The sequence below is a fragment of the Roseburia sp. AF42-8 genome (assembly GCF_003435965.1).
Classification (GTDB): Bacteria; Bacillota; Clostridia; order Lachnospirales; family Lachnospiraceae; genus Roseburia_C; species Roseburia_C amylophila.
Window position 1 is genome coordinate 1 of record NZ_QTVB01000040.1, and the last position, 19,013, is coordinate 19,013.

Consider the following 19,013-nt stretch of genomic DNA (forward strand, 5'->3'; position numbering starts at 1 on the left):
TGGAATTTTTGTCGCATCCATCGCAGGCTCTGTTCCCTGCTCCACAAACTCATTTAAAGAAACAACATTGGTAACTTTTAACTGGGACTGCAGTTCAGGTATTCATCCTCTGATACCCCGAGTTCGCTTGCAATCTCTTCATCCAATGCCGTCTTTCCTGTCTTCATTTCTATATTTTTTATTGCTTCGTCAATCTTTTTCTGTTTTTGGCGAACAGCCCTCGGTATCCAGTCCATTTTACGAATCTGGTCTAATATTGCCCCACGGATTCGAAGGCTTGCATATGTCTCAAATTTAACATCCTTGCTTCGGTCAAATTTATCAATTGCATCAATCAGTCCAAAGATTCCATAGCTGACCAAATCTTCATATTCTACATTATATCCAAGATACATACTCAATCTGCCCGCTACTAATTTAACTAACGGAGCATATTCTATGATAATCTGTTCCCGTATTTCAGATACTGGATTTTTCTGATAGCTTTCCCACAGTTTTTCTCTGTCCACTGTTTTCATGCCATAGCCTCCGGTTTCTTATAATTACTCTTCTTTCGCTCTTTTCTCTTCCTCTTTTTCTGACTTTTCTGATGTATCTTCTTTTTTCTCATCAGCAGACTCTTCTGCATCACCATCTGCTTTTTCTTCTGTACTGCTTTCTTCATCCTTTGCAGCTTTAAAATTCTTTTCCAAGATATAAGCTGCAATGCCCCCAAGCAGATAGAATATAATCAGTACCAGCAATAATGTCTTTGTAAAGGCAAGCAATTCCATTTTCTGAAAAATTGCCACAATACAGGTAATAAATCCTGCGGTCAACATTACGATTGCAGGAATCGGTTTTGTCTTCATCTTTACATCCTCAATCTAAATAATTTTCAATTCTTTTCCAACAGACTTAATATAGAATTCTCCGGTATCGCAATGTAATTCTACGGTACGTCCATAATTCAGCCCGGTATCCTCTGCCAGAAGCGGAATACCAAGCTCCTTCAGTTTCTGTCTGGAAGCTTCTGCGTTTCTTGCTCCAATATTTCCCACTTCAGAGTTACCACTTACCTCGAACATTCTGGCTCCGCCTGCAATCTTTGCTACAAGCCTGCTCTTTGCCGCCCCTGCTTCTGTCATCCGGCGAACCAGCTCTACAATTCCTGTATCTGCGAATTTCGCTATATTCGAATTATTTTTCATCTTTGTACTGTCTGGCAGCATAATATGTGCAAGTCCGCCAATCTTTGTAACCGGGTCTAGCAATGCTATTCCTATACAGGAACCCAGTCCTAATGTGGTAATTGTATCCGGAGCCTTGCAAATATTTAAGTCTGCCATACCAACTTTTATTACTTCACCCATTGATACCCTTCTCCTTATAAGGTAATTCCCAGAGATTTCAGAATCTTCTCATAAGACTCAAGGTCAGGTAACAGAATAAAATATCCTTCTATCATCACTTCATCTCCGAATTCTGTCGTAATCATAAGTGCATTGTCTCCAATTTTACCAAACTGTATTGCCGGAACACTTAAAATAGCTCCCGCCATATCAATTGCAATATAAGGAACCGATGGTGCAATAGTAAGCTGCGTCATGGCAGAAAGCGCGTTCAGATAAGAACCGGCAATGATATTTCCTATTTCTTTTAATGCAGACATATCCATCTCATCAAAATCTTCCGCATAATCTGCCGGACGTCCCATTAGTTTATTTACCAGATAATGTGCAGAATCAAGTTTCATAAGAAACATCATGCTGCCGGTAATATCATCTGTTACTTCCAGATAGATTCCTACGATTGACTCATCTTCCGGGCAAATTGCAGAACCCAGTTCCTGAAAGGTCAGTAATTCAACTCTTGGTACATCCATATTAATCCGGATATTCAACATATTTGCCATTGCAGTTGTTGCATTTCCGGCACCAATATTTCCAATTTCTTTTAAGACATCCACATACATGTCATTTACCTGGTTCAAAGTATAATCCGCCAATTTTATCCTCCTGCTGTCATTTCAAGATATAGAATATAGTGAGGCATTTGCCTCACTATATCTATAACAATTACGCATTTTCTTTTTCTTCTATAATAGAATGAATATCCAGAAGGGAAATTAATTCATCTCCGTTTTTACCGATTCCATCGATAAAAGATACCTTGGCATTCTTCATATCGCCACTCACTTTATCAATTTCATTGGTTCCTAATGTAACAACTTCTTTTACTTCATCCACGATTATTCCCAGTGCACTCTGCTGTTCAATTTTTAAAATTATAATACGGCTGGCATTGGTAAATACATCTTCTTCCAGTTCCATACGGATTCTGAGACTCATAACCGGTACGATTTCTCCACGAAGATTGATAATTCCTTTAAAGAAATTCTGTACTCTAGGTACTCTTGTAATCTTCTGCATACGGACAATATTGTCTACATAACTGATATCGATTCCGTACTGCTCATTTCCGATTTTACAACAATATACTGTTTTCTGATATTTTCTACTGTTTCAAGTTGCTCTGCCACTCTGCACACCCCCTGTTAAATCAATGTATTTGCATCCAGGATTAATGCGACTTCGCCATCACCCAGAATTGTTGCACCGCTGATTGTCTTATTATTATTAATATACTTACCAAGTGATTTAATTACGATTTCCTGCTGTCCAAGAAGATTGTCTACAACAAGTCCTGCATAACGGTCGCCTTTTCTTACGATAACAACAGTAAGGCTTTCTACTTCTTCATCCTTCGGTGGAATATCAAGTATCTGATCCAGCCGGATGATTGGAATAACAGAACCACGTAAATTAATTACTTCCTTGGATTCTACATATTTAATATCTTCAACCGGAATATCCTCGATAGTCTGAATTGCGCCTAACGCAATTGCATATTTTTCATCGCGGATTTCTACCATCAACGCCTGAATGATTGCCAGTGTAAGTGGCAGTCTTACTACGAATTTGGTTCCAACGCCAAGTTTGCTCTTTACCTCAACATCTCCGCCTAATGCTTCAATATTGGATTTAACAACGTCAAGACCTACACCACGTCCGGAAATATCGGTAATCTGTTTTGCCATAGAGAAACTCGGCATAAATAAGAAATCGATAATTTCTTTCTGGCTCAGCTTTTCTGCCTGTTCCGGTGTTACCAGACCACGCTCTACTGCTTTTGCTTTAACCTTCTCTGTATCAATTCCGTTACCATCATCACTTACTTCAATGATTACATTATTTCCTTCCTGGAATGCATTCAGATTAATGGTTCCTGTTTCTGGCTTACCGCGTTCCTTACGAACTTCTGCACTCTCAAGACCATGGTCAGCAGAGTTACGAAGCAGATGCTGCAACGGGTCGCCAATCTGGTCAACTACAGTACGATCAAGTTCTGTATCTTCACCGGTCATGCACAATTCCATCTTCTTATTCAATCTTCTGGAAAGGTCACGAATCATACGTGGGAATTTGTTTACAACGCTCTCAATTGGAACCATCCGCACTTTCATAACCGATTCATGAAGACTGGTTGTAATTCTTTCCAGATACTCAATCTGCTCATGGAATGACTGATTCTGGAAATTGCCTCCTTCCTGGGAGCCAATGGATACCAGACTGTTTTTTGCAATAATCAGCTCACTCACCTGGTTCATCAGTGCATCCAGTTTTTCGATATCCACACGCACGGTACGGTTTGTAACCGGTTTGCCTGCCGGTTTTGACTTAGTCTGTGCCGGTTTATTCTCTTTATGTACTGCCTGCTCTGCCGGCTTTGCTGCTGATGTATTTGCCGGAAGATTTTCCTGTACATTTTCCTCATGGAATAGAGTTGCCGTCTTCACTTCTTCACCAACAGCATCCGCAATTTCAGATACATTTTTAACTGCTTTTAAAATATCATCTAATGCAGCATTGGATGATAAGAACAAACTGAAGTCCAGTTCAAAACGTTCATCCTCAATATCCTGGGAACTTGGACTGTAAACAACAATCTGTCCAAACTCTTCTACTGCTTTAAATACAAGGAATGCTCTTGCCGCTTTCAAAAGGCAATCTTTCTGTACTTCTACTGTAATTCCGTAAATTTTGTTTCCACTTTCTTCAGCTGCTTTTAACGCATCTTTATCTTTGGAAGAAAATTCTACGCTTAAGTATTTCTTTTTACCATCACCGTTTTCCGGTTCTTCTGCTTTCTTTTCTTCTTTTTTTTCTTCCTTTGCAGGTGCGGCTGCTCCGCCGTTCTCTGCATTCTCTAAGAATTTGTTCAAAGCTGTAATCAGTGCTTCGTTGTCTTCTGTACCTTCATCTGATGTACTCTTGATCGTATCGAGGTAACTTTCAATTGCATCCAGACACTGGAAAAGAATATCAATCATTTCACTGGTGACTTTTACTTTGTCACTACGAACTTCCTGGAATACATTTTCCATATCATGAGTCAGATGCTGCATTCTCTTAAAGCCCATGGTTCCTGCCATTCCCTTTAAGGAGTGTGCTGCACGGAAAATTTCATTAATGGTATCTTTGTTTTCCGGCTCCTTTTCCAAAGTCATAATGCAATCATTCAGGCTCTGGATATGCTCACTTGTCTCATCAATAAAAATTTCTAGATACTGGCTTACATCCATCTTTAATTTACCCCCACATTCTTTAGAATTGTGTCCGCAACACTTTCTAATGGTACTATTTCATCAACAAGTCCTGTCTCTGCAATTGCCTTTGGCATTCCATATACCACAGATGTTTCTTCATCCTGAGCAATTACGTATACATTTTTTTCTTTCTGGAGTTCTGAAATTCCCTTTGTTCCATCAGCACCCATTCCGGTAAGAACTACACAGGTAATTTCATCATAGCCGCTGTCCATCAAAGACTCATACATCAGATTGGCACATGGTCTTAATCCACCAATTGCCGGTGCATCACTTAAAACAATACAGTGCGTTCCATCTGCTAACCGCTGTACCAGTAAATGTTTTCCTCCCGGTGCCACATAAACATGTCCTTTTTCCAAGACATCACCTTCGTTTGCCTCTTTCACATCCAGCGGGCTGAGTTCATTCAGCCGGGCTGCCATGGATTTTGTAAAACCAGCCGGCATATGCTGAACCACAAGAACCGGTGCATCCATATTGGATTTCAGCAATGGAATCACACTCTGTAAGGATTTTGGACCGCCTGTGGAACATGCAATTGCAACAATCTTGCTCCGGGCTGCATCCTTCGTTCTAATCTTCCGGACAGCTGCCGGTTTTACCACATTCGTAATTACTTTTTTCTGATACGTCTGTGTGCTTCCTGCTGCAGTTATTGTTGCAAGAACTTTTATCAGTTTTTCCCGGAAACGCTGTCCCTTTGTCTCTATCAGATTATTTGGTTTCTCGATAAAGTCAATTGCACCACGTTCCATTGCCTTGAGTGTAACTTCAGCTCCATCTGTCGTTAATGTACTGACCATTACTACTGTTGCTTTTATATTTTCTTTTTGTAATCTTTCAAGTAGTTCCAGTCCGTTCATTCTTGGCATATTTACATCTAAAACAACTGCGTCATATGCTTTCTGACACAATTTTTCATATGCTTCCAAGCCATCTCTGCATGTATCCGTTGCCTGAAAACCACTATCTGAATTAATTATATCACAGATAACTCTTCTCATGAGTGCTGAGTCATCAACAACCAGAATATTCTTTTTCATTCTATTAATTTAACCCTATCCTTTTCCTCTCTGTCTTGCTTTTCTTTCTTCTGCAAAAATATACCTGATAATTTCTTCCCTTATTTTATCATCACGAATAATAAATTTCAGTCGGTTTTCATACATATTATCACGATTTAACAGCTTTGTACTTCGCAGGATATATCCTGGAAGATAATATTGTTTTTCGCCGGTCTGTGTCTGTAGCATCACAATAATCAGAACAGCTTTTCCCTCTTCTAACTGCTCATTCGTTACAAAGCGTACACCACCTCCACTGATATCAACAATAGTGCCCTTTTTCTGCTTTTTATAAAATCATCATCCCTGAGACTTGCGATGATGTCTTCCGTCTGTTCCATTTCCGCTTCTTCGTCTGACAGATGGAAATACCCCATATCAAGGACACATTCCATACGGTAATATTCCCGTCTCTGATATTTGCTCAGTGGTGTATTTAATACAATCCGGAGCAGGTAGCGGTTCTCCGTCTTATAACGTTCCCAGATCTGACCAATGCTTTTATACAATCCATTCGGTGTATAGAATACAAATTCATAGCGAAGTCCCAGTGGAAGTAATATCAGTTTTCCACTCTGAATCGGCATCATTATCTCCATTTCACCATTTTCAAACAGTTCAAAAATCTGACTCTTGTAAACTGGTGCAGCCTTTTCTGCAGATTCTGGCCTTTCCGTCTGGTTCACTATATGAATATCAATTTTCATTCCTTCCCGTAAAACATTTGAAATCATTCTATCACCTATCTGTTATTAAAAAATTCAGCAAACAACTGGGCAAAGCCCCGCTTCATCAACGGAATATCATGCGCACCTTCTATAAGATTATTTGCAAGTATCTCAAATGCTTTTGCCGACTTGGTCTCCGGTGCATATAAAGATACTGTCTGCTGCTGGCGTATTGCTTTTTCAAACATGGAATCCTGCGGTATCATGCCGAGATATTCAAGATTACCATTTAAAAACTGTGACACAACGGTATTTAATTTATCATATACTGCCTGTCCATCTTCCACAGAATTTACACGGTTGGCAACCACATGAATCTGCGTTCCGCTTTTGGCAAAATTCGGATTCCGGTGCAGTGCCTTTAACAGAGAATAGGAATCGGTCAGTGAGCTTGGTTCCGGTGTTGATACCAGAAGGACCTCCGGACAAGCCATAACAAATTCCAATACGCTGTCTGCAATTCCTGCTCCGGTATCCACCAGTACAATATCAGCCATTTCATCTAACTGTGCCAGATTACGTACTAAAAAAGTAATCTGATCCTTGGACAGATTATTCATTCCCACAATGCCGGAGCCGCCTGAGATAAAGCTTACTCCTGCCGGTCCCTCTGTTATAATCTGCCGCATATCCATTCCCCGGTATATAACATCACTCAAATTATGTTTTGGTATTGCTCCAAGCATAACTTCTACATTTGCCAGTCCCAAATCAGCATCAAAAATAATAACTTTCTTATTCATTTTCTGAAGCTGGATTGCCAGATTAACTGTAACGCTGGATTTTCCCACGCCACCTTTTCCACTGGTAACCGTAATTACTCTTGCTTTCTGGGGAAGCTTCTGGTTCTTTAATTTAATTACATTGCGCAGCTTTTCTGCCTGATCCATATTATTATCTGCCTCCCAATAACTGTTTTACAATTTTCTGTGACTGGAAAATTTCAATATCATCTGGTACATTCTGCCCTGTTGTCATATAGGAAACATCCGCACCAGAATACATGCGAATATTTAACAGACTACCATAACTACTGGTTTCATCTAATTTAGTAAAAATAATCTTATAATCCGATATCTCATGGTATTTATCTACAATTTCCATCAAATCGCGGTATTTTGTAGTTGCGCTTAATACCAGATAAACATCCTTCTCATATTTGTCATCCAGACTTTCTATGAGGTTTCTCATATCTTTTCTCTGATCTTCATTCTTATAAGAGAATCCTGCGGTATCTACCAGAACGAGATCATAATCCTTTACACGCTCTATGGCTGCATTCATTTCTTCCGATGAATAAATAACTGTCAGCGGTGTATCTAAGATATTCGCATAAGTACGTAACTGTTCTGCCGCAGCAATCCGATAAGTATCTGCTGTTAAAAGTGCTACTTTTTTGCCATAATCCACTTTAAATCTGGAAGCCACTTTTGCAATGGTTGTTGTCTTGCCAACACCGGTTGGTCCAATAAAAAATACGATTTTAGGCTGTCCCGGTACCAGTTCAATCTTTTGAGGCTGTCCGAATTTTAATACCATTTTCTGGTAAACATTGGATAAGATAATGTCCATGCTTGCACTGCCTCTTAAATTCTTCTCCACATCATCTAATATCTGGTTGACATATCTTTCATTCACTTCATTATCCAGTAATGTTTCATAAATCATGCGGATACAACGGAAAGTCTCAGACTGCTGATGCTTCATATCCTTTGGAGCATCAGTTTCCTTTTCCGGCTTTTCCTCTTCTTTTGGTTCTTCTTCTTTTTCCGGTTTTAACTTCTTTTCTAATAAATTAGAAAGACTTTCTATCTTTTCTTCCAAATCATGACTGCTTTCCGGATGAATGGCTGCTGGTTCCGGTGCCGGAATTTCAATTTTTTCATTTGCTGCAAAATTTATGCTGTCATGCATCTTTAATGGAGCATGTAACGCAGGAAGAGGATTAACTGTCTGTTCCTTTTCCTCTAATGCTGCCGTCACTTCATAAGTTGTGCTCTTTAATGCCCGGAATAAACCCTTCGGTTTAATTTCCTTTACATTCATAATCACAACTGCTTCTCCCATTTCCTTTTTTGCCTTATCAACTGCCTCTTCTCTTGTTCTGCCCTGAAATTTATTAATCGTCATTTTATGCTGTCACCATCCCTACTGATTGTAATTCCACATTTGATTCCACTTCATTATAAGACACCACAATGAGGTCTTTGAAATAGTCCTCGGTGAGTTTCTTAAAATACATCCGCACAATTGGCGAAGTAATGACAATCGGATTCTTTCCAATATTCTCTAACTTCGCCACTTCCTGCTTCAAGGATTCCATAATATTCTTGGTCTTCTCCGGGTCTAAAGTCAGATAAGCCCCCTGCTCAGTCTGTTTTACAGAACCCATGATTTCCTGTTCCACCTTCGGATCTAATGTTACCACGCTGGTTGTCTCATTTGCCGGAAAGTATTTACTTGAAATTGCACGTTTTAATCCCTGACGCACATATTCTGTCAATACATCGGTATCCCTGGTTGTTACCGCATGGTCTGCTAAATTTTCAAAAATCGTAAGCAGGTCACGGATAGAAATGCCCTCCTGTAAAAGATTCTGTAAGACTTTCTGAATCTCACCAATACTAAGGAGCTTCGGTGTAAGCTCGTCCACAAGTGCAGGATTGTTTTCCTTGATATTACTAATAAGATTAGATACATCCTGTCTGGTAAGAAGTTCTGCAATGTGGGAACGGATTACCTCTGTCAGATGGGTTGCAATAATAGACGGCGGATCTACTACGGTATAGCCAAGACTCTCCGCACGCTCTCTCTGTCCCTCTGTAATCCAGATTGCCGGCAGATGGAAGGATGGCTCAAAGGTCGGAATACCGGTGATTTCCTCTTCCACATATCCCGGATTCATTGCCATATAGTGGTCAAAAAGGATTTCCCCTTCTGTTACCTGAATTCCCTTTATCTTAATAATATACTGGTTAGGATTTAACTGAATATTATCACGCAGACGAATAATCGGAACCACTGTTCCAAGTTCCAGTGCAATCTGTCTACGAATCATTACTACACGGTCCAAAAGGTCTCCACCCTGATTTACATCTGCCAGTGGAATAATACCATAACCAAACTCCAGTTCAATAGGATCAACCTGAAGCAGTGAAACCACATTCTCCGGCCGCCGGATTTCTTCTGCCGCCGTTTCATCTGCATTGGTTTCCTCTTCGATTTCTTCCACCTTTACATCCTTTTGTATCTTCCGTCCGGCAGCTAAAAATGCAATGCCAAGTGCACAGAAAAGTACCGGATTCAGCGGAGTTGCAATTCCAAGAAAGGTTATCGTTGCACCTACAATATACAATACCTTGGGAATTCCAAAAAGCTGTTTTACCAGCATGGATCCAAAATCTGCTTCACTGGATGCTTTTGTTACCAGAATACCTGTTGCCAGCGAAATCAAAAGAGACGGAACCTGGCTGACCAGTCCATCACCAATGGTTAATATACCATATTTCTGAAGTGCCTCCATGGCAGACAGCCCGCCATTCATGACCCCCATAATTGTTCCACCAATCAGGTTGATGAATGTAATAATAAGGCCGGCCGTTGCATCTCCTTTTACATACTTGGTTGCACCATCCATAGAACCAAAGAAGTTAGATTCCTGCTGAATCTTAGTTCTCCGTTCTCTTGCTTCCTTCTCTGTGATGGCACCAGTATTTAAATCTGCGTCAATTGCCATCTGTTTTCCAGGCATTGCATCCAATGTAAAACGTGCAGTTACCTCAGATACACGCTCAGAACCTTTATTGATAACGATAAACTGTATCAGAATCAGGACAATAAATACAATTGCTCCGATTACAAGATTACCACCACCTACAAAGCCTCCAAAGGTCTCTACTACATTTCCTGGTTCACCGGTAGATAAAATCAATCGGGTGGAAGAAACATTTAATGAGATTCGGAATATGGTGGTAAACAATAACAGTGTCGGGAAAAATGACATATCCAGCACTTCTTTTGCAAATAATGCATTAAAAAGAATAATCATTGCCAGTGAAATATTAATCGCCAGCATGACATCCAATAAAATAGAAGGAATCGGAATAATAAAGAATATGACTGCAGCAAGAAGATAGATTGCTACACCAAAATCCGCTTTTTTCATTCCGGTTTCCTCCTTTCATTTAAATTCGTATTAATTTCTGCCTTTTAGATTGTAAACCATCGCAAGCACTTCTGCAACTGCCTGATACAATTCCGGTGGAATTTCTGCTCCGACATTTACATTTGCATAAAGCATACGCGCCAACGGTTTATTCTCTACAATTTCCACCTGATTTTCTCTTGCCACTTCCTTAATCTTTGCAGCAAGAAAATCTTCACCCTTTGCAACCACAACCGGTGCTTTGGATACTTCCGCATCATACCTTATCGCAACTGCATAATGGGTCGGGTTCGTAATGACTACGTCTGCCTTCGGCACATCCTGCATCATTCGTCGCTGCGATGCCTCACGCATTCTCTGACGCTGTCTTCCCTTAATCTGTGGGTCTCCTTCAGTATTTTTATACTCGTCCTTTACCTCCTGTTTGGTCATCTTCATTTCTTCTTTGAATTTATGTTTCTGATAAATCAAATCAGCGATTCCGACAATCAGGTAAACCAGGCTTGTTTTTAAACCCACATCCACAATAAGTCCGGCAATCAATGCAACTGCCTGCAACAGTTCCATATCATAGATAACAAATAATTCTCCCTGCCTGTCCCTAATCTCGGAATACGCCACATACATGACCAGCGCCACTTTGACAATAGACTTTACAAGTTCAAACAGAGAATCTTTGGAAAACATCCGTTTAAAACCATTGATAGGATTAAACTTTGATAATTCCGGTTTTAATGGCTTCCCGCTTATTTTCCAGCCCACCTGAAGTACACTGACTAAAAACGTTACCACTATTCCGATTAAAAGAAACGGTATCATGACCTTTATCATTTCAATCACAGCCTGTGACATTAGCATATGGCTGGATTTTACTGTCATGCCTGTCTTATTTTCTAATAGAATATCCGGGATTTTCCGATAGAAACCTGAAAACTCATTCATTAAGGTTTCTGAAACATAGCTTCCAAAAATCTTCAATCCCAGGAATAAAACAATTAAATCTACTGCTCCGGAAAATTCCTTGCTTTTTGCAACTTTTCCTTCTTCTCTTGCATCTTTTAATTTTTTTGCAGTTGCCGGCTCTGTCTTTTCGCCGCCAGGTCCCTCTTTTGCGAACCACTGCAGATTATATTTCAGAAGTAAATCTCTTTCCTCCATATAAATCTCCTATTCATGTACCAGCTTATCCATGCATTCCTGATGCAATTCCGGTAACCATCCGTTTCATCTCAGTAAACACAAAATCGGATACATACGGAAGCAGCTGTATCGTCAAAAACAAAACCAGAAATCCAAGCAATATCTTAAGCTGGATACCAACAGAAAACATATTCATCTGTGGTGCAATCTTTGCCATGATTCCAAGAATACAGTTCAATATCATTAACACTGCAAAAACAGGAAGTGCCACCCGGAAACCAAGCACCATGGAATCCGTCATATAAGAAACCATGGTCTGAAGCAGGGAATCCCACATAAAATTCTGACCATTTACCGGAATCAGAGTGAAAGAATCAACAATTGCCTGTAAGATATACTGATACATTCCACTGGACATGAGCAATAACATGACCAGATAATTATAAAAATTACCTGTTATCGGAGAATTTGTTTTACTTACCGGATCATACTCGGTCGCCATGGACAAGCCCATATTTAAATCCATAATATTACCCGCAAATAAAACAATGGAATTACAAATATTTGCTCCAAAACCAATCAGCAATCCTGTAATTCCCTCTTTCACGACAATTGTGGCATATTCAATTACTCCTCCATATTCTATCGTGCTTTCAGGTAATACTCCAATCAACAGGATGGATACAAATACTGAGAAACCAATTTTGACTCTTCCCGGAGTATTCGACATGCTAAAAAATGGAGCCGAAAAAACAAAAGAAGTAATCCTCACCAGAACCAGCAAAAAATATTCAAATGTAAGCAGTGAGAAACTATAATTAACCATGTTTTATCTCTACCTGTATATCAACTGATATATAAACTAAAATCAGACCACAATCTCGTCATAAAATCAGTCATATTATTCAGCATCCACGCTCCAAAGAGAAGCATTCCTGCAAATACAGCCAGAATCTTCGGTACAAAGGTAAGCGTCTGTTCCTGAATAGATGTAACCGTCTGAAAAATACTAATAATCAAGCCTACGATAAGTGATATTAAAAGCAATGGAGCCGAAGTTAAAATAATATTATAAATAGCATCCCTTGCAATATCTAAAACTTCTCCCTGTGTAATCAATTTCTACACCTCTTTCATCAGTAAAATGTCTCTACCAGTTCCCTGATAACAAGATTCCATCCATCAGCAAGCACAAACAGCAGAATCTTAAACGGAAGAGAAATCGTAGTTGGCGGAAGCATCATCATACCCATCGACATAAGGACAGATGCTACTACCATGTCAATTACAATAAACGGAATATATATAACAAATCCAATAATAAATGCCTGTCTCAGCTCACTTAAAATAAAGCTCGGAATCAGCACAGTATTGGATATATCATCCTGTGTCTCATAAGTCACGCCGGCAATGTCACAAAATGTATTGATGTCCTTTGCCTGTGTCTGTTTAAACATAAATTCACGGATTGGCTCCATTCCTGCCTCAAAGGCCTGTTCCTGCGTGATTTCACCGGCATCCAGCGGTTTCAATGCATTTTCATTAATCTGTGTAAAAACCGGGCTCATAATAAACAGGGTAAGGAACAACGCCAGTCCAATCAACACCTGATTTGGCGGAACAGTCTGCGTTCCAATTGCTGCTCTTACAAAATGAAGCACAATAATAATTCTGGTAAAGGAAGTCAGCATAATAAGAATAGATGGTGCTAACGCAATTACAGTCAGTACCAGAAAAATCCGAACTGTCCCGGATAAATTTCCCTCTCCATTATTAATATTAACAGAAAGTCCATTATTACCAGAGGATGCTGTTCCATCTGGACCATTGCCATTTTCAGTTGACTGATTACTATTACTGCTGTCAGTTACCCCAGGTATATTTACAGATGCCGCATACGCTTTCTGTGGTACAAATGCCACCAGTGTAACAACAACTGCAATAACCGCAAATATAAAAGATACCAGACAGTATTTCTTCTTAAAATTACTCATCCTTATGCCTGCTCTTCGGTAAATGTTCTTTGAACTGTTTCATAATGTTAGAGAAACTTTCTCCTGTATTCTGATATTTCACCGTATCTTCCAGCGAAACATCATTTAACTGTTCCCTTGTAAGCTGTGCTAACATCGTCACTTCATCTTTTCCGATTCCGATTACGAGATAGGTCTCTCCCACCTCTATAATCTGAATATACTTATTTGTAGTGAGTTTCATAGTCTCCACTACCCGCATATTCTTCTGAAAATTATGTTGCTTCTGATATCCGGCAATCCATTTTGTTACATAATATGTAATTGCAAGCACAAAAACAAATATCAGCAATACACCTATCAATTGGAAAAAGCTTTGTACACCCGATGTTCTGCTACTCAGTAATATCATATTAACCCACTACTTTTTTTACTGCTTCAAGAACACGTTCTGCCTGAAATGGTTTTACAATAAAATCCTTTGCACCAGACTGGATTGCTTCAATAACCATTGCCTGCTGGCCCATTGCAGAACACATAATTACACATGCACTTGCATCTGCTTCTTTAATCTTTTTTAATGCCTGAATTCCGTCCATCTCCGGCATGGTAATATCCATCAGTACCAGGTCTGGATGTACTTCATTATATTTTTCGATTGCCTTTACTCCATTTTCTGCTTCTCCGGCAACTGTATATCCATTTTTGGTAAGGATATCCTTAATCATCATTCTCATAAAAGCTGCATCATCACAAATTAAAATACTCTTTGCCATATTAGTTATCTCCTTGCTAATTATTTAATAATCTCTGTAATTCTTACACCAAAGCTTTCTTCAATTACAACTACTTCACCTTTTGCAACGTACTTTCCATTTACCAGTACATCAATTGGTTCTCCAGCAATCTTATTCAATTCAATGATTGTTCCCGGAGCAAAATCCAATATATCATGAATGGATTTACTGGTTCTTCCCAGTTCCACGGTTACTTCCAATGGTACATCCATAATAAGATCAATATTTTCCTTTGGAAATACCCCATTCATATCTCCAGTAAAATTTTGGAACTGAGCCGGCTGTACATTTACCTGCTGGTTTGCATACATTGCCGACATATCTACAGGTTGTCCCATCATTGGCTGCCCCATCATCGGCTGTCCCATCATTGGCTGCTGATTTATCATTGGCTGAGGCTGTGGTGCTGGCTGGCTTGCCTGTGGTTGTGGTGCAGGAGCCGGTGCCGGCTGTGGTGTTGCTTCCTGTATTGGTTCATTTCCACCTGTCATGGTCTCCGTAATACTTTTACACATCTCTCTCGCAAAAGATACCGGATACAGCTGCATGATTTCACTGTCCACAAGATCACCAATTTCCATTTTAAAAGAGATTTTCACAAATGGCTGTGTCAGGAAATCATCAATTGCTCCCTCATCAATATTTCCTGTCAGATCAATCAGATCTGCAACAGGCGGGCTGATATCAATCTTTTTATTCAGCATGGATGATAATGATGTAGCTGCAGAACCCATCATCTGATTCATTGCTTCACTGATTGCGCTTAAATGAAGCTCTCCCAGTTCCACGTCTGTATTGGTTCCGTCTCCTCCCATCATAAGATCTGTAATGACCTTAACATCATGCTCCTTTAATATCAGGATATTGCTTCCATCCAATCCAACGGTGAATCCGATTCGTATAAATACACACGGACGCTCATACGCCTTTACCACGTCGTCCCAGTTTGCCATGGTAACAACCGGTGTGGATATTTCCACTTTACGGTTCACCAGCGAAAACAATGTCGTTGCTGCGGTACCCATACTGATATTAGCAATTTCACCGATTGTGTCTTTTTCTGAATCACTCAGCTGTCCATCTGCCGTATCTGATGATGCACCCGGATTATTTAGCAGGGCATTGATTTCTTCTTGCGATAGTACTCCATCCATCACTTACTGCTCCTCTCTAATTACTGACATTACTCTTACTGCATAGTCATCACCCGAAGCTCCCGGCAATGCAGTAAACTTACGAATGTTTCCAACGTAAACATCCAGCTCCTGGTCCACTTTCGTGTCCAATCTAACTATATCACCCACCTGTAAATTCATGAAGTCGTTTACCGATATGGTGCTGTTACCTAAAATTGCTTTTACAGGTATCGGTGCTTTTGAAATCAAAGTTTCAATTGCTTCCGTATAACGCTGTTCATCTTTTTCCTGCATGGTAGAATACCAGTATTTTGTATTCAACTTGTCCATAACAGGTTCCAAAGTAAGATACGGAAGGCAGATATTCATCAGACCTTCAACATCTCCTATTTTTACATTAATTGTAACAATTGCAATCATTTCACTCGGAGAAATAATCTGGGCAAACTGCGAATTTGTTTCAATACGTTCCAGTCTTGGATGTAAATCCACAACATTTTCCCACGGTTCCCGGAGCAGGTCGACGCAGACTCCCATAATTCTTTCTATAATCAGCAACTCTATTTCTGAAAAGTCACGGACTTTCGCTAATGGTTCTCCGCTTCCACCAAGCATACGATCCACCATGGCATATGCAAGATTTGAAGCAATCTCCAGAATAACCGAACCTTTCAATGGAGAAAAATTAACAATACCAAGAACCACCGGATTAGAAAGTGCATTTGAAAACTCAGAATAGGTAACTGCTTCAGAGTTCATCACCTCAACCTGAATATTTTTTCTTAGATAAACCGGAAGATTTGTGGATATCAGTCTGCCATAATGTTCAAACACAATCTCCAGTGTTCTTAAGTGTTCTTTTGAAAACTTGGAAGGTCTGGCGAAATCATAATTCTTAATCTGCTTCTCGCCATTGTCCTTCATTTCTTCTACATCCAGCTCGCCGCTGCTCAATGCCTGAAGCAGGTTATCTATCTCATTCTGAGATAAAACTTCGCTCACGGACTCTCACCACCTTATATTTCATGCTTACTATTTTTAATCCTATACTACAGTTACTTCCGAGAAGTTGACTGCAATGATAAAATCTGAACCAAACTGCTTCTGTAGTTCTGCCAGTATAGCGTCTTTAACCGCCTGCCGATCCGCATTAAATTCATCCATTGTATAGGTATTAATTACGCTATTAATGGTATCTTTTAAAATTGTTTCACGATCAGCCATATCTTCGCCATAGGTTTTATATCCATCGTTCTTGCTGTCCATGGAAATGGATGCTGTAAGCTTTACATAATGAGTTTCGCCATCTGCACCTGTTTTTAAATTGATTGTCATGGCATCTTCAATTTTATAGGTCACAATCTGGTCCATTGGAATGCTGGCAGACTCAGTTCCATCCCCACTCTCCAGCTCCAGATCAATTGCACTGCATACCTTGTTTACCAGCTCATTGGATTTCTTTGTTTGCGGCAGGATTGTTATTGTAAGTATTCCTGTCAAAATCAGGTTCACCAGAACCAGTGCCAAAATAAGCACTGACATAAGGTTCTTCTTCATCTTATTTCCTCCTATTCTGTAGCGCCGCCGGAATTATATGAATTATATACCTTAATTTCAACACGACGGTTTCTTGCTCTGCCTTCCTCTGTAGTATTATCTGCTACAGGAACATATTCCCCTCTTCCTGAGGATTTAATCAGTGCCGGATCCAATGTGGTATTATCCCGGATAAAATCCGCCACAGAAAGTGCCCGGTACATGGACAGTACATTATTGTTTTCATATTTTGACGAATGGATTGGCACATTGTCGGTATGTCCTTCAATTTCAATCACATTGCTGTCATAGTTTTCCAGGATAGTTCCTATTTTAGCAATCAGCGGCTGGGCATCTTCCCGGATATTTGCCTTTGCCGAATCAAATAATATTGCTCCATTTAATGTAAGTTTTACATACTCGGCATTAAAATCTACTTCCACCTGATTCTGTAATCCCCCCGCCTCTATCTGCTGCTCGATTTGTTCTGCCATTTGTTCTGATTCCGACAATGCCTGTTCTTTATACTGCTCTGCTACATCTGTCTCAGTCTCAGTCTCTTCTGTTTTGCCACCCTGGGAATCCCCATCCTCTCCTGAGGACGTTTCAAAATAAACATCAATATTCGGCAACTGGCTGATTCCGTTGCCCACCATTTCTCCCTCGCCAATACTCATACTGCCTGCCGGCATAATACTTAAGCTGCTCTGCAACGAGGCTATCACCATCTGAAACTTCTCTGCATCAACGGTAGACATGGAAAAAAGCAGCACGAAAAAGCACAGCAACAGATTCATCAAATCACTAAAGGTGGTTATCCAGCCAGCCGCCGGCTTTGCTTCCGGTTCCCGCTTCTTTCTCGCCATTATTCTTCACCTCCGGCTTCATCTTGTGCATTATAAGCCTCTCTTGCCTGTGGTGACAGGAATGATTTCAGTTTTTCTTCTATTACACGAGGGTTTTCTCCTGCCTGAATAGACAAAAGTCCCTCAACGGTAACCTCTTTCATTATAATTTCTCTGGCATTATTATCTGACATCTTTGATGCAATCGGATTACAGATCCAGTTAGATATCAGCGAACCATACAATGTTGTAATCAGGCAACTGCCATATTAGGTCCGATGGAAGATGCATCCTGTAAATCCTTCAACATATTAATCAGACCAATCAGGGTACCAATCATACCCCAAGCCGGAGCTAATTCTCCCCACTTTTCCCAGAAGCCGATTACTTTCTTATGCCGGTCCTCAATGCAGCCCAAATCTGTTTCCAGAATTCCACGCACCAGTTCCGGGTCAGTTCCATCTACTACCAGCATAACTCCTTTTTTCAGAAAGTCATCATCAATATCATTCGCTGCTTCTTCCAATGCAAGAAGCCCCTCTTTTCTGGCAATATTTGAAAGATTAATGATATTTCCAATAATCTCACTCGGGTCATTCTTATGTAACTTAAAAGCATTTCCCGCTGACTTAAAGCCATTAATGAAATCTGCCATACTGTTACATGCCAGAACACCAGCAATAGATCCTCCAATCGTAATAACAGCGGATGGGAAGTCCATATATGTATTCCATATTGCCGATACACCTGCACTTTGAATAATTCCAAATAAAACCATTGCAAGTCCCATCAGGGTACCAATAAGTGATGCTATATCCAATTTATCCACCTACATTTCTATAAAATTATGGGAACACCATTCTTTTGAAAATGGTCCTTGTTACCCACCTTTTTGTATTTTCATTTTCATTTCTATATAATCTTACTAAACTTTCAGCAAAATGTCTACATTTTTTACAATTATTTTAGAAACAATTC

Annotated in this window: 23 protein-coding genes and 1 pseudogene; all 24 read right to left on the reverse strand. The window is 39.9% G+C overall.

The features are described from left to right. Positions 1-518: pseudogene (locus DW059_RS12650) on the reverse strand (sigma-70 family RNA polymerase sigma factor); the annotation flags it as partial. A 24-nt stretch (positions 519-542) separates the two neighbouring features. Beyond that, complete coding sequence (locus DW059_RS12655; RefSeq protein ID WP_117699038.1) at positions 543-851, reverse strand: hypothetical protein; 309 nt, start codon at positions 849-851, stop codon at positions 543-545. 15 nt (positions 852-866) lie between these two features. Then, positions 867-1,352: a chemotaxis protein CheD gene (locus DW059_RS12660; RefSeq protein ID WP_022243286.1), complete on the reverse strand. Its 486-nt coding sequence runs from the start codon at positions 1,350-1,352 to the stop codon at positions 867-869. Between the two features lie 14 nt (positions 1,353-1,366). Then, the gene (locus tag DW059_RS12665) at positions 1,367-1,987 is read right to left on the reverse strand and encodes a chemotaxis protein CheC (protein ID WP_022243287.1); all 621 of its coding nucleotides are present in this window, start codon (positions 1,985-1,987) and stop codon (positions 1,367-1,369) included. Between the two features lie 70 nt (positions 1,988-2,057). After that, on the reverse strand, positions 2,058-2,465 hold the full coding sequence (locus DW059_RS12670) for a chemotaxis protein CheW (protein WP_330408419.1): 408 nt from the start codon (positions 2,463-2,465) through the stop codon (positions 2,058-2,060). 71 nt (positions 2,466-2,536) lie between these two features. After that, a complete protein-coding gene (locus tag DW059_RS12675; RefSeq protein WP_117699040.1) occupies positions 2,537-4,624 on the reverse strand; it encodes a chemotaxis protein CheA in 2,088 nt (695 codons plus the stop codon). 2 nt (positions 4,625-4,626) lie between these two features. Further along, positions 4,627-5,694, reverse strand: coding sequence for a protein-glutamate methylesterase/protein-glutamine glutaminase (locus DW059_RS12680; RefSeq protein WP_117699041.1), 1,068 nt, complete (start codon positions 5,692-5,694; stop codon positions 4,627-4,629). A gap of 15 nt (positions 5,695-5,709) precedes the next feature. Next, positions 5,710-5,985 (reverse strand): PilZ domain-containing protein, encoded by a 276-nt coding sequence (locus DW059_RS12685; RefSeq protein WP_117699042.1) that lies wholly within the window; start codon positions 5,983-5,985, stop codon positions 5,710-5,712. Continuing rightward, the gene (locus DW059_RS12690) at positions 5,949-6,449 is read right to left on the reverse strand and encodes a flagellar brake domain-containing protein (protein WP_117699043.1); all 501 of its coding nucleotides are present in this window, start codon (positions 6,447-6,449) and stop codon (positions 5,949-5,951) included. Before DW059_RS12690 ends, DW059_RS12685 begins: the two co-directional genes overlap by 37 nt. A gap of 8 nt (positions 6,450-6,457) precedes the next feature. Continuing rightward, positions 6,458-7,333: a MinD/ParA family protein gene (locus DW059_RS12695; protein WP_117699044.1), complete on the reverse strand. Its 876-nt coding sequence runs from the start codon at positions 7,331-7,333 to the stop codon at positions 6,458-6,460. A 4-nt stretch (positions 7,334-7,337) separates the two neighbouring features. Next, positions 7,338-8,573 (reverse strand): flagellar biosynthesis protein FlhF, encoded by a 1,236-nt coding sequence (gene flhF, locus DW059_RS12700; protein WP_117699045.1) that lies wholly within the window; start codon positions 8,571-8,573, stop codon positions 7,338-7,340. A gap of 1 nt (position 8,574) precedes the next feature. After that, on the reverse strand, positions 8,575-10,608 hold the full coding sequence (gene flhA, locus DW059_RS12705) for a flagellar biosynthesis protein FlhA (RefSeq protein ID WP_022243294.1): 2,034 nt from the start codon (positions 10,606-10,608) through the stop codon (positions 8,575-8,577). 30 nt (positions 10,609-10,638) lie between these two features. Next, a complete protein-coding gene (gene flhB / locus DW059_RS12710; protein WP_117699046.1) occupies positions 10,639-11,766 on the reverse strand; it encodes a flagellar biosynthesis protein FlhB in 1,128 nt (375 codons plus the stop codon). Between the two features lie 25 nt (positions 11,767-11,791). Continuing rightward, on the reverse strand, positions 11,792-12,574 hold the full coding sequence (gene fliR, locus DW059_RS12715) for a flagellar biosynthetic protein FliR (protein WP_117699047.1): 783 nt from the start codon (positions 12,572-12,574) through the stop codon (positions 11,792-11,794). A 20-nt stretch (positions 12,575-12,594) separates the two neighbouring features. Then, positions 12,595-12,864: a flagellar biosynthesis protein FliQ gene (gene fliQ / locus DW059_RS12720; protein ID WP_197420812.1), complete on the reverse strand. Its 270-nt coding sequence runs from the start codon at positions 12,862-12,864 to the stop codon at positions 12,595-12,597. A gap of 20 nt (positions 12,865-12,884) precedes the next feature. Further along, on the reverse strand, positions 12,885-13,742 hold the full coding sequence (gene fliP, locus DW059_RS12725) for a flagellar type III secretion system pore protein FliP (protein ID WP_117699049.1): 858 nt from the start codon (positions 13,740-13,742) through the stop codon (positions 12,885-12,887). Continuing rightward, complete coding sequence (locus DW059_RS12730) at positions 13,735-14,133, reverse strand: flagellar biosynthetic protein FliO (RefSeq protein ID WP_022243299.1); 399 nt, start codon at positions 14,131-14,133, stop codon at positions 13,735-13,737. The genes fliP and DW059_RS12730 overlap by 8 nt, the downstream gene beginning before the upstream one ends. A 1-nt stretch (position 14,134) precedes the next feature. After that, positions 14,135-14,497 (reverse strand): response regulator, encoded by a 363-nt coding sequence (locus DW059_RS12735; RefSeq protein ID WP_117699050.1) that lies wholly within the window; start codon positions 14,495-14,497, stop codon positions 14,135-14,137. Positions 14,498-14,517: 20 nt separating this feature from the next. Further along, a complete protein-coding gene (fliY, locus tag DW059_RS12740) occupies positions 14,518-15,672 on the reverse strand; it encodes a flagellar motor switch phosphatase FliY (RefSeq protein ID WP_117699051.1) in 1,155 nt (384 codons plus the stop codon). Between the two features lie 3 nt (positions 15,673-15,675). Next, positions 15,676-16,656, reverse strand: coding sequence for a flagellar motor switch protein FliM (gene fliM / locus DW059_RS12745; RefSeq protein ID WP_117699052.1), 981 nt, complete (start codon positions 16,654-16,656; stop codon positions 15,676-15,678). Positions 16,657-16,698: 42 nt separating this feature from the next. Beyond that, positions 16,699-17,211: a flagellar basal body-associated FliL family protein gene (locus tag DW059_RS12750; protein ID WP_117699053.1), complete on the reverse strand. Its 513-nt coding sequence runs from the start codon at positions 17,209-17,211 to the stop codon at positions 16,699-16,701. A gap of 11 nt (positions 17,212-17,222) precedes the next feature. Beyond that, positions 17,223-18,056, reverse strand: coding sequence for an OmpA/MotB family protein (locus DW059_RS12755; protein WP_117699054.1), 834 nt, complete (start codon positions 18,054-18,056; stop codon positions 17,223-17,225). After that, positions 18,056-18,199: a hypothetical protein gene (locus DW059_RS17380; protein WP_330408417.1), complete on the reverse strand. Its 144-nt coding sequence runs from the start codon at positions 18,197-18,199 to the stop codon at positions 18,056-18,058. The genes DW059_RS12755 and DW059_RS17380 overlap by 1 nt, the downstream gene beginning before the upstream one ends. A gap of 89 nt (positions 18,200-18,288) precedes the next feature. Further along, a complete protein-coding gene (locus tag DW059_RS12760; protein WP_330408418.1) occupies positions 18,289-18,855 on the reverse strand; it encodes a motility protein A in 567 nt (188 codons plus the stop codon). Between the last annotated feature and the right edge of the window lie 158 nt (positions 18,856-19,013).

Bases quoted from the DNA above. Each gene is read 5' to 3' on its own strand.
- DW059_RS12695 (WP_117699044.1), bottom strand. From the start codon at position 7,333: ATGGATCAGGCAGAAAAGCTGCGCAATGTAATTAAATTAAAGAACCAG.
- DW059_RS12660 (WP_022243286.1), bottom strand. From the start codon at position 1,352: ATGGGTGAAGTAATAAAAGTTGGTATGGCAGACTTAAATATTTGCAAG.
- DW059_RS12735 (WP_117699050.1), bottom strand. From the start codon at position 14,497: ATGGCAAAGAGTATTTTAATTTGTGATGATGCAGCTTTTATGAGAATG.
- DW059_RS12690 (WP_117699043.1), bottom strand. From the start codon at position 6,449: ATGATTTCAAATGTTTTACGGGAAGGAATGAAAATTGATATTCATATA.
- flhF (WP_117699045.1), bottom strand. From the start codon at position 8,573: ATGACGATTAATAAATTTCAGGGCAGAACAAGAGAAGAGGCAGTTGAT.
- fliR (WP_117699047.1), bottom strand. From the start codon at position 12,574: ATGGTTAATTATAGTTTCTCACTGCTTACATTTGAATATTTTTTGCTG.
- DW059_RS12655 (WP_117699038.1), bottom strand. From the start codon at position 851: ATGAAGACAAAACCGATTCCTGCAATCGTAATGTTGACCGCAGGATTT.
- flhA (WP_022243294.1), bottom strand. From the start codon at position 10,608: ATGAAAAAAGCGGATTTTGGTGTAGCAATCTATCTTCTTGCTGCAGTC.
- fliP (WP_117699049.1), bottom strand. From the start codon at position 13,742: ATGAGTAATTTTAAGAAGAAATACTGTCTGGTATCTTTTATATTTGCG.
- flhB (WP_117699046.1), bottom strand. From the start codon at position 11,766: ATGGAGGAAAGAGATTTACTTCTGAAATATAATCTGCAGTGGTTCGCA.
- fliY (WP_117699051.1), bottom strand. From the start codon at position 15,672: ATGGATGGAGTACTATCGCAAGAAGAAATCAATGCCCTGCTAAATAAT.
- DW059_RS12755 (WP_117699054.1), bottom strand. From the start codon at position 18,056: ATGGCGAGAAAGAAGCGGGAACCGGAAGCAAAGCCGGCGGCTGGCTGG.
- DW059_RS17380 (WP_330408417.1), bottom strand. From the start codon at position 18,199: ATGAAAGAGGTTACCGTTGAGGGACTTTTGTCTATTCAGGCAGGAGAA.
- DW059_RS12750 (WP_117699053.1), bottom strand. From the start codon at position 17,211: ATGAAGAAGAACCTTATGTCAGTGCTTATTTTGGCACTGGTTCTGGTG.
- DW059_RS12730 (WP_022243299.1), bottom strand. From the start codon at position 14,133: ATGATATTACTGAGTAGCAGAACATCGGGTGTACAAAGCTTTTTCCAA.
- DW059_RS12675 (WP_117699040.1), bottom strand. From the start codon at position 4,624: ATGGATGTAAGCCAGTATCTAGAAATTTTTATTGATGAGACAAGTGAG.
- DW059_RS12680 (WP_117699041.1), bottom strand. From the start codon at position 5,694: ATGAAAAAGAATATTCTGGTTGTTGATGACTCAGCACTCATGAGAAGA.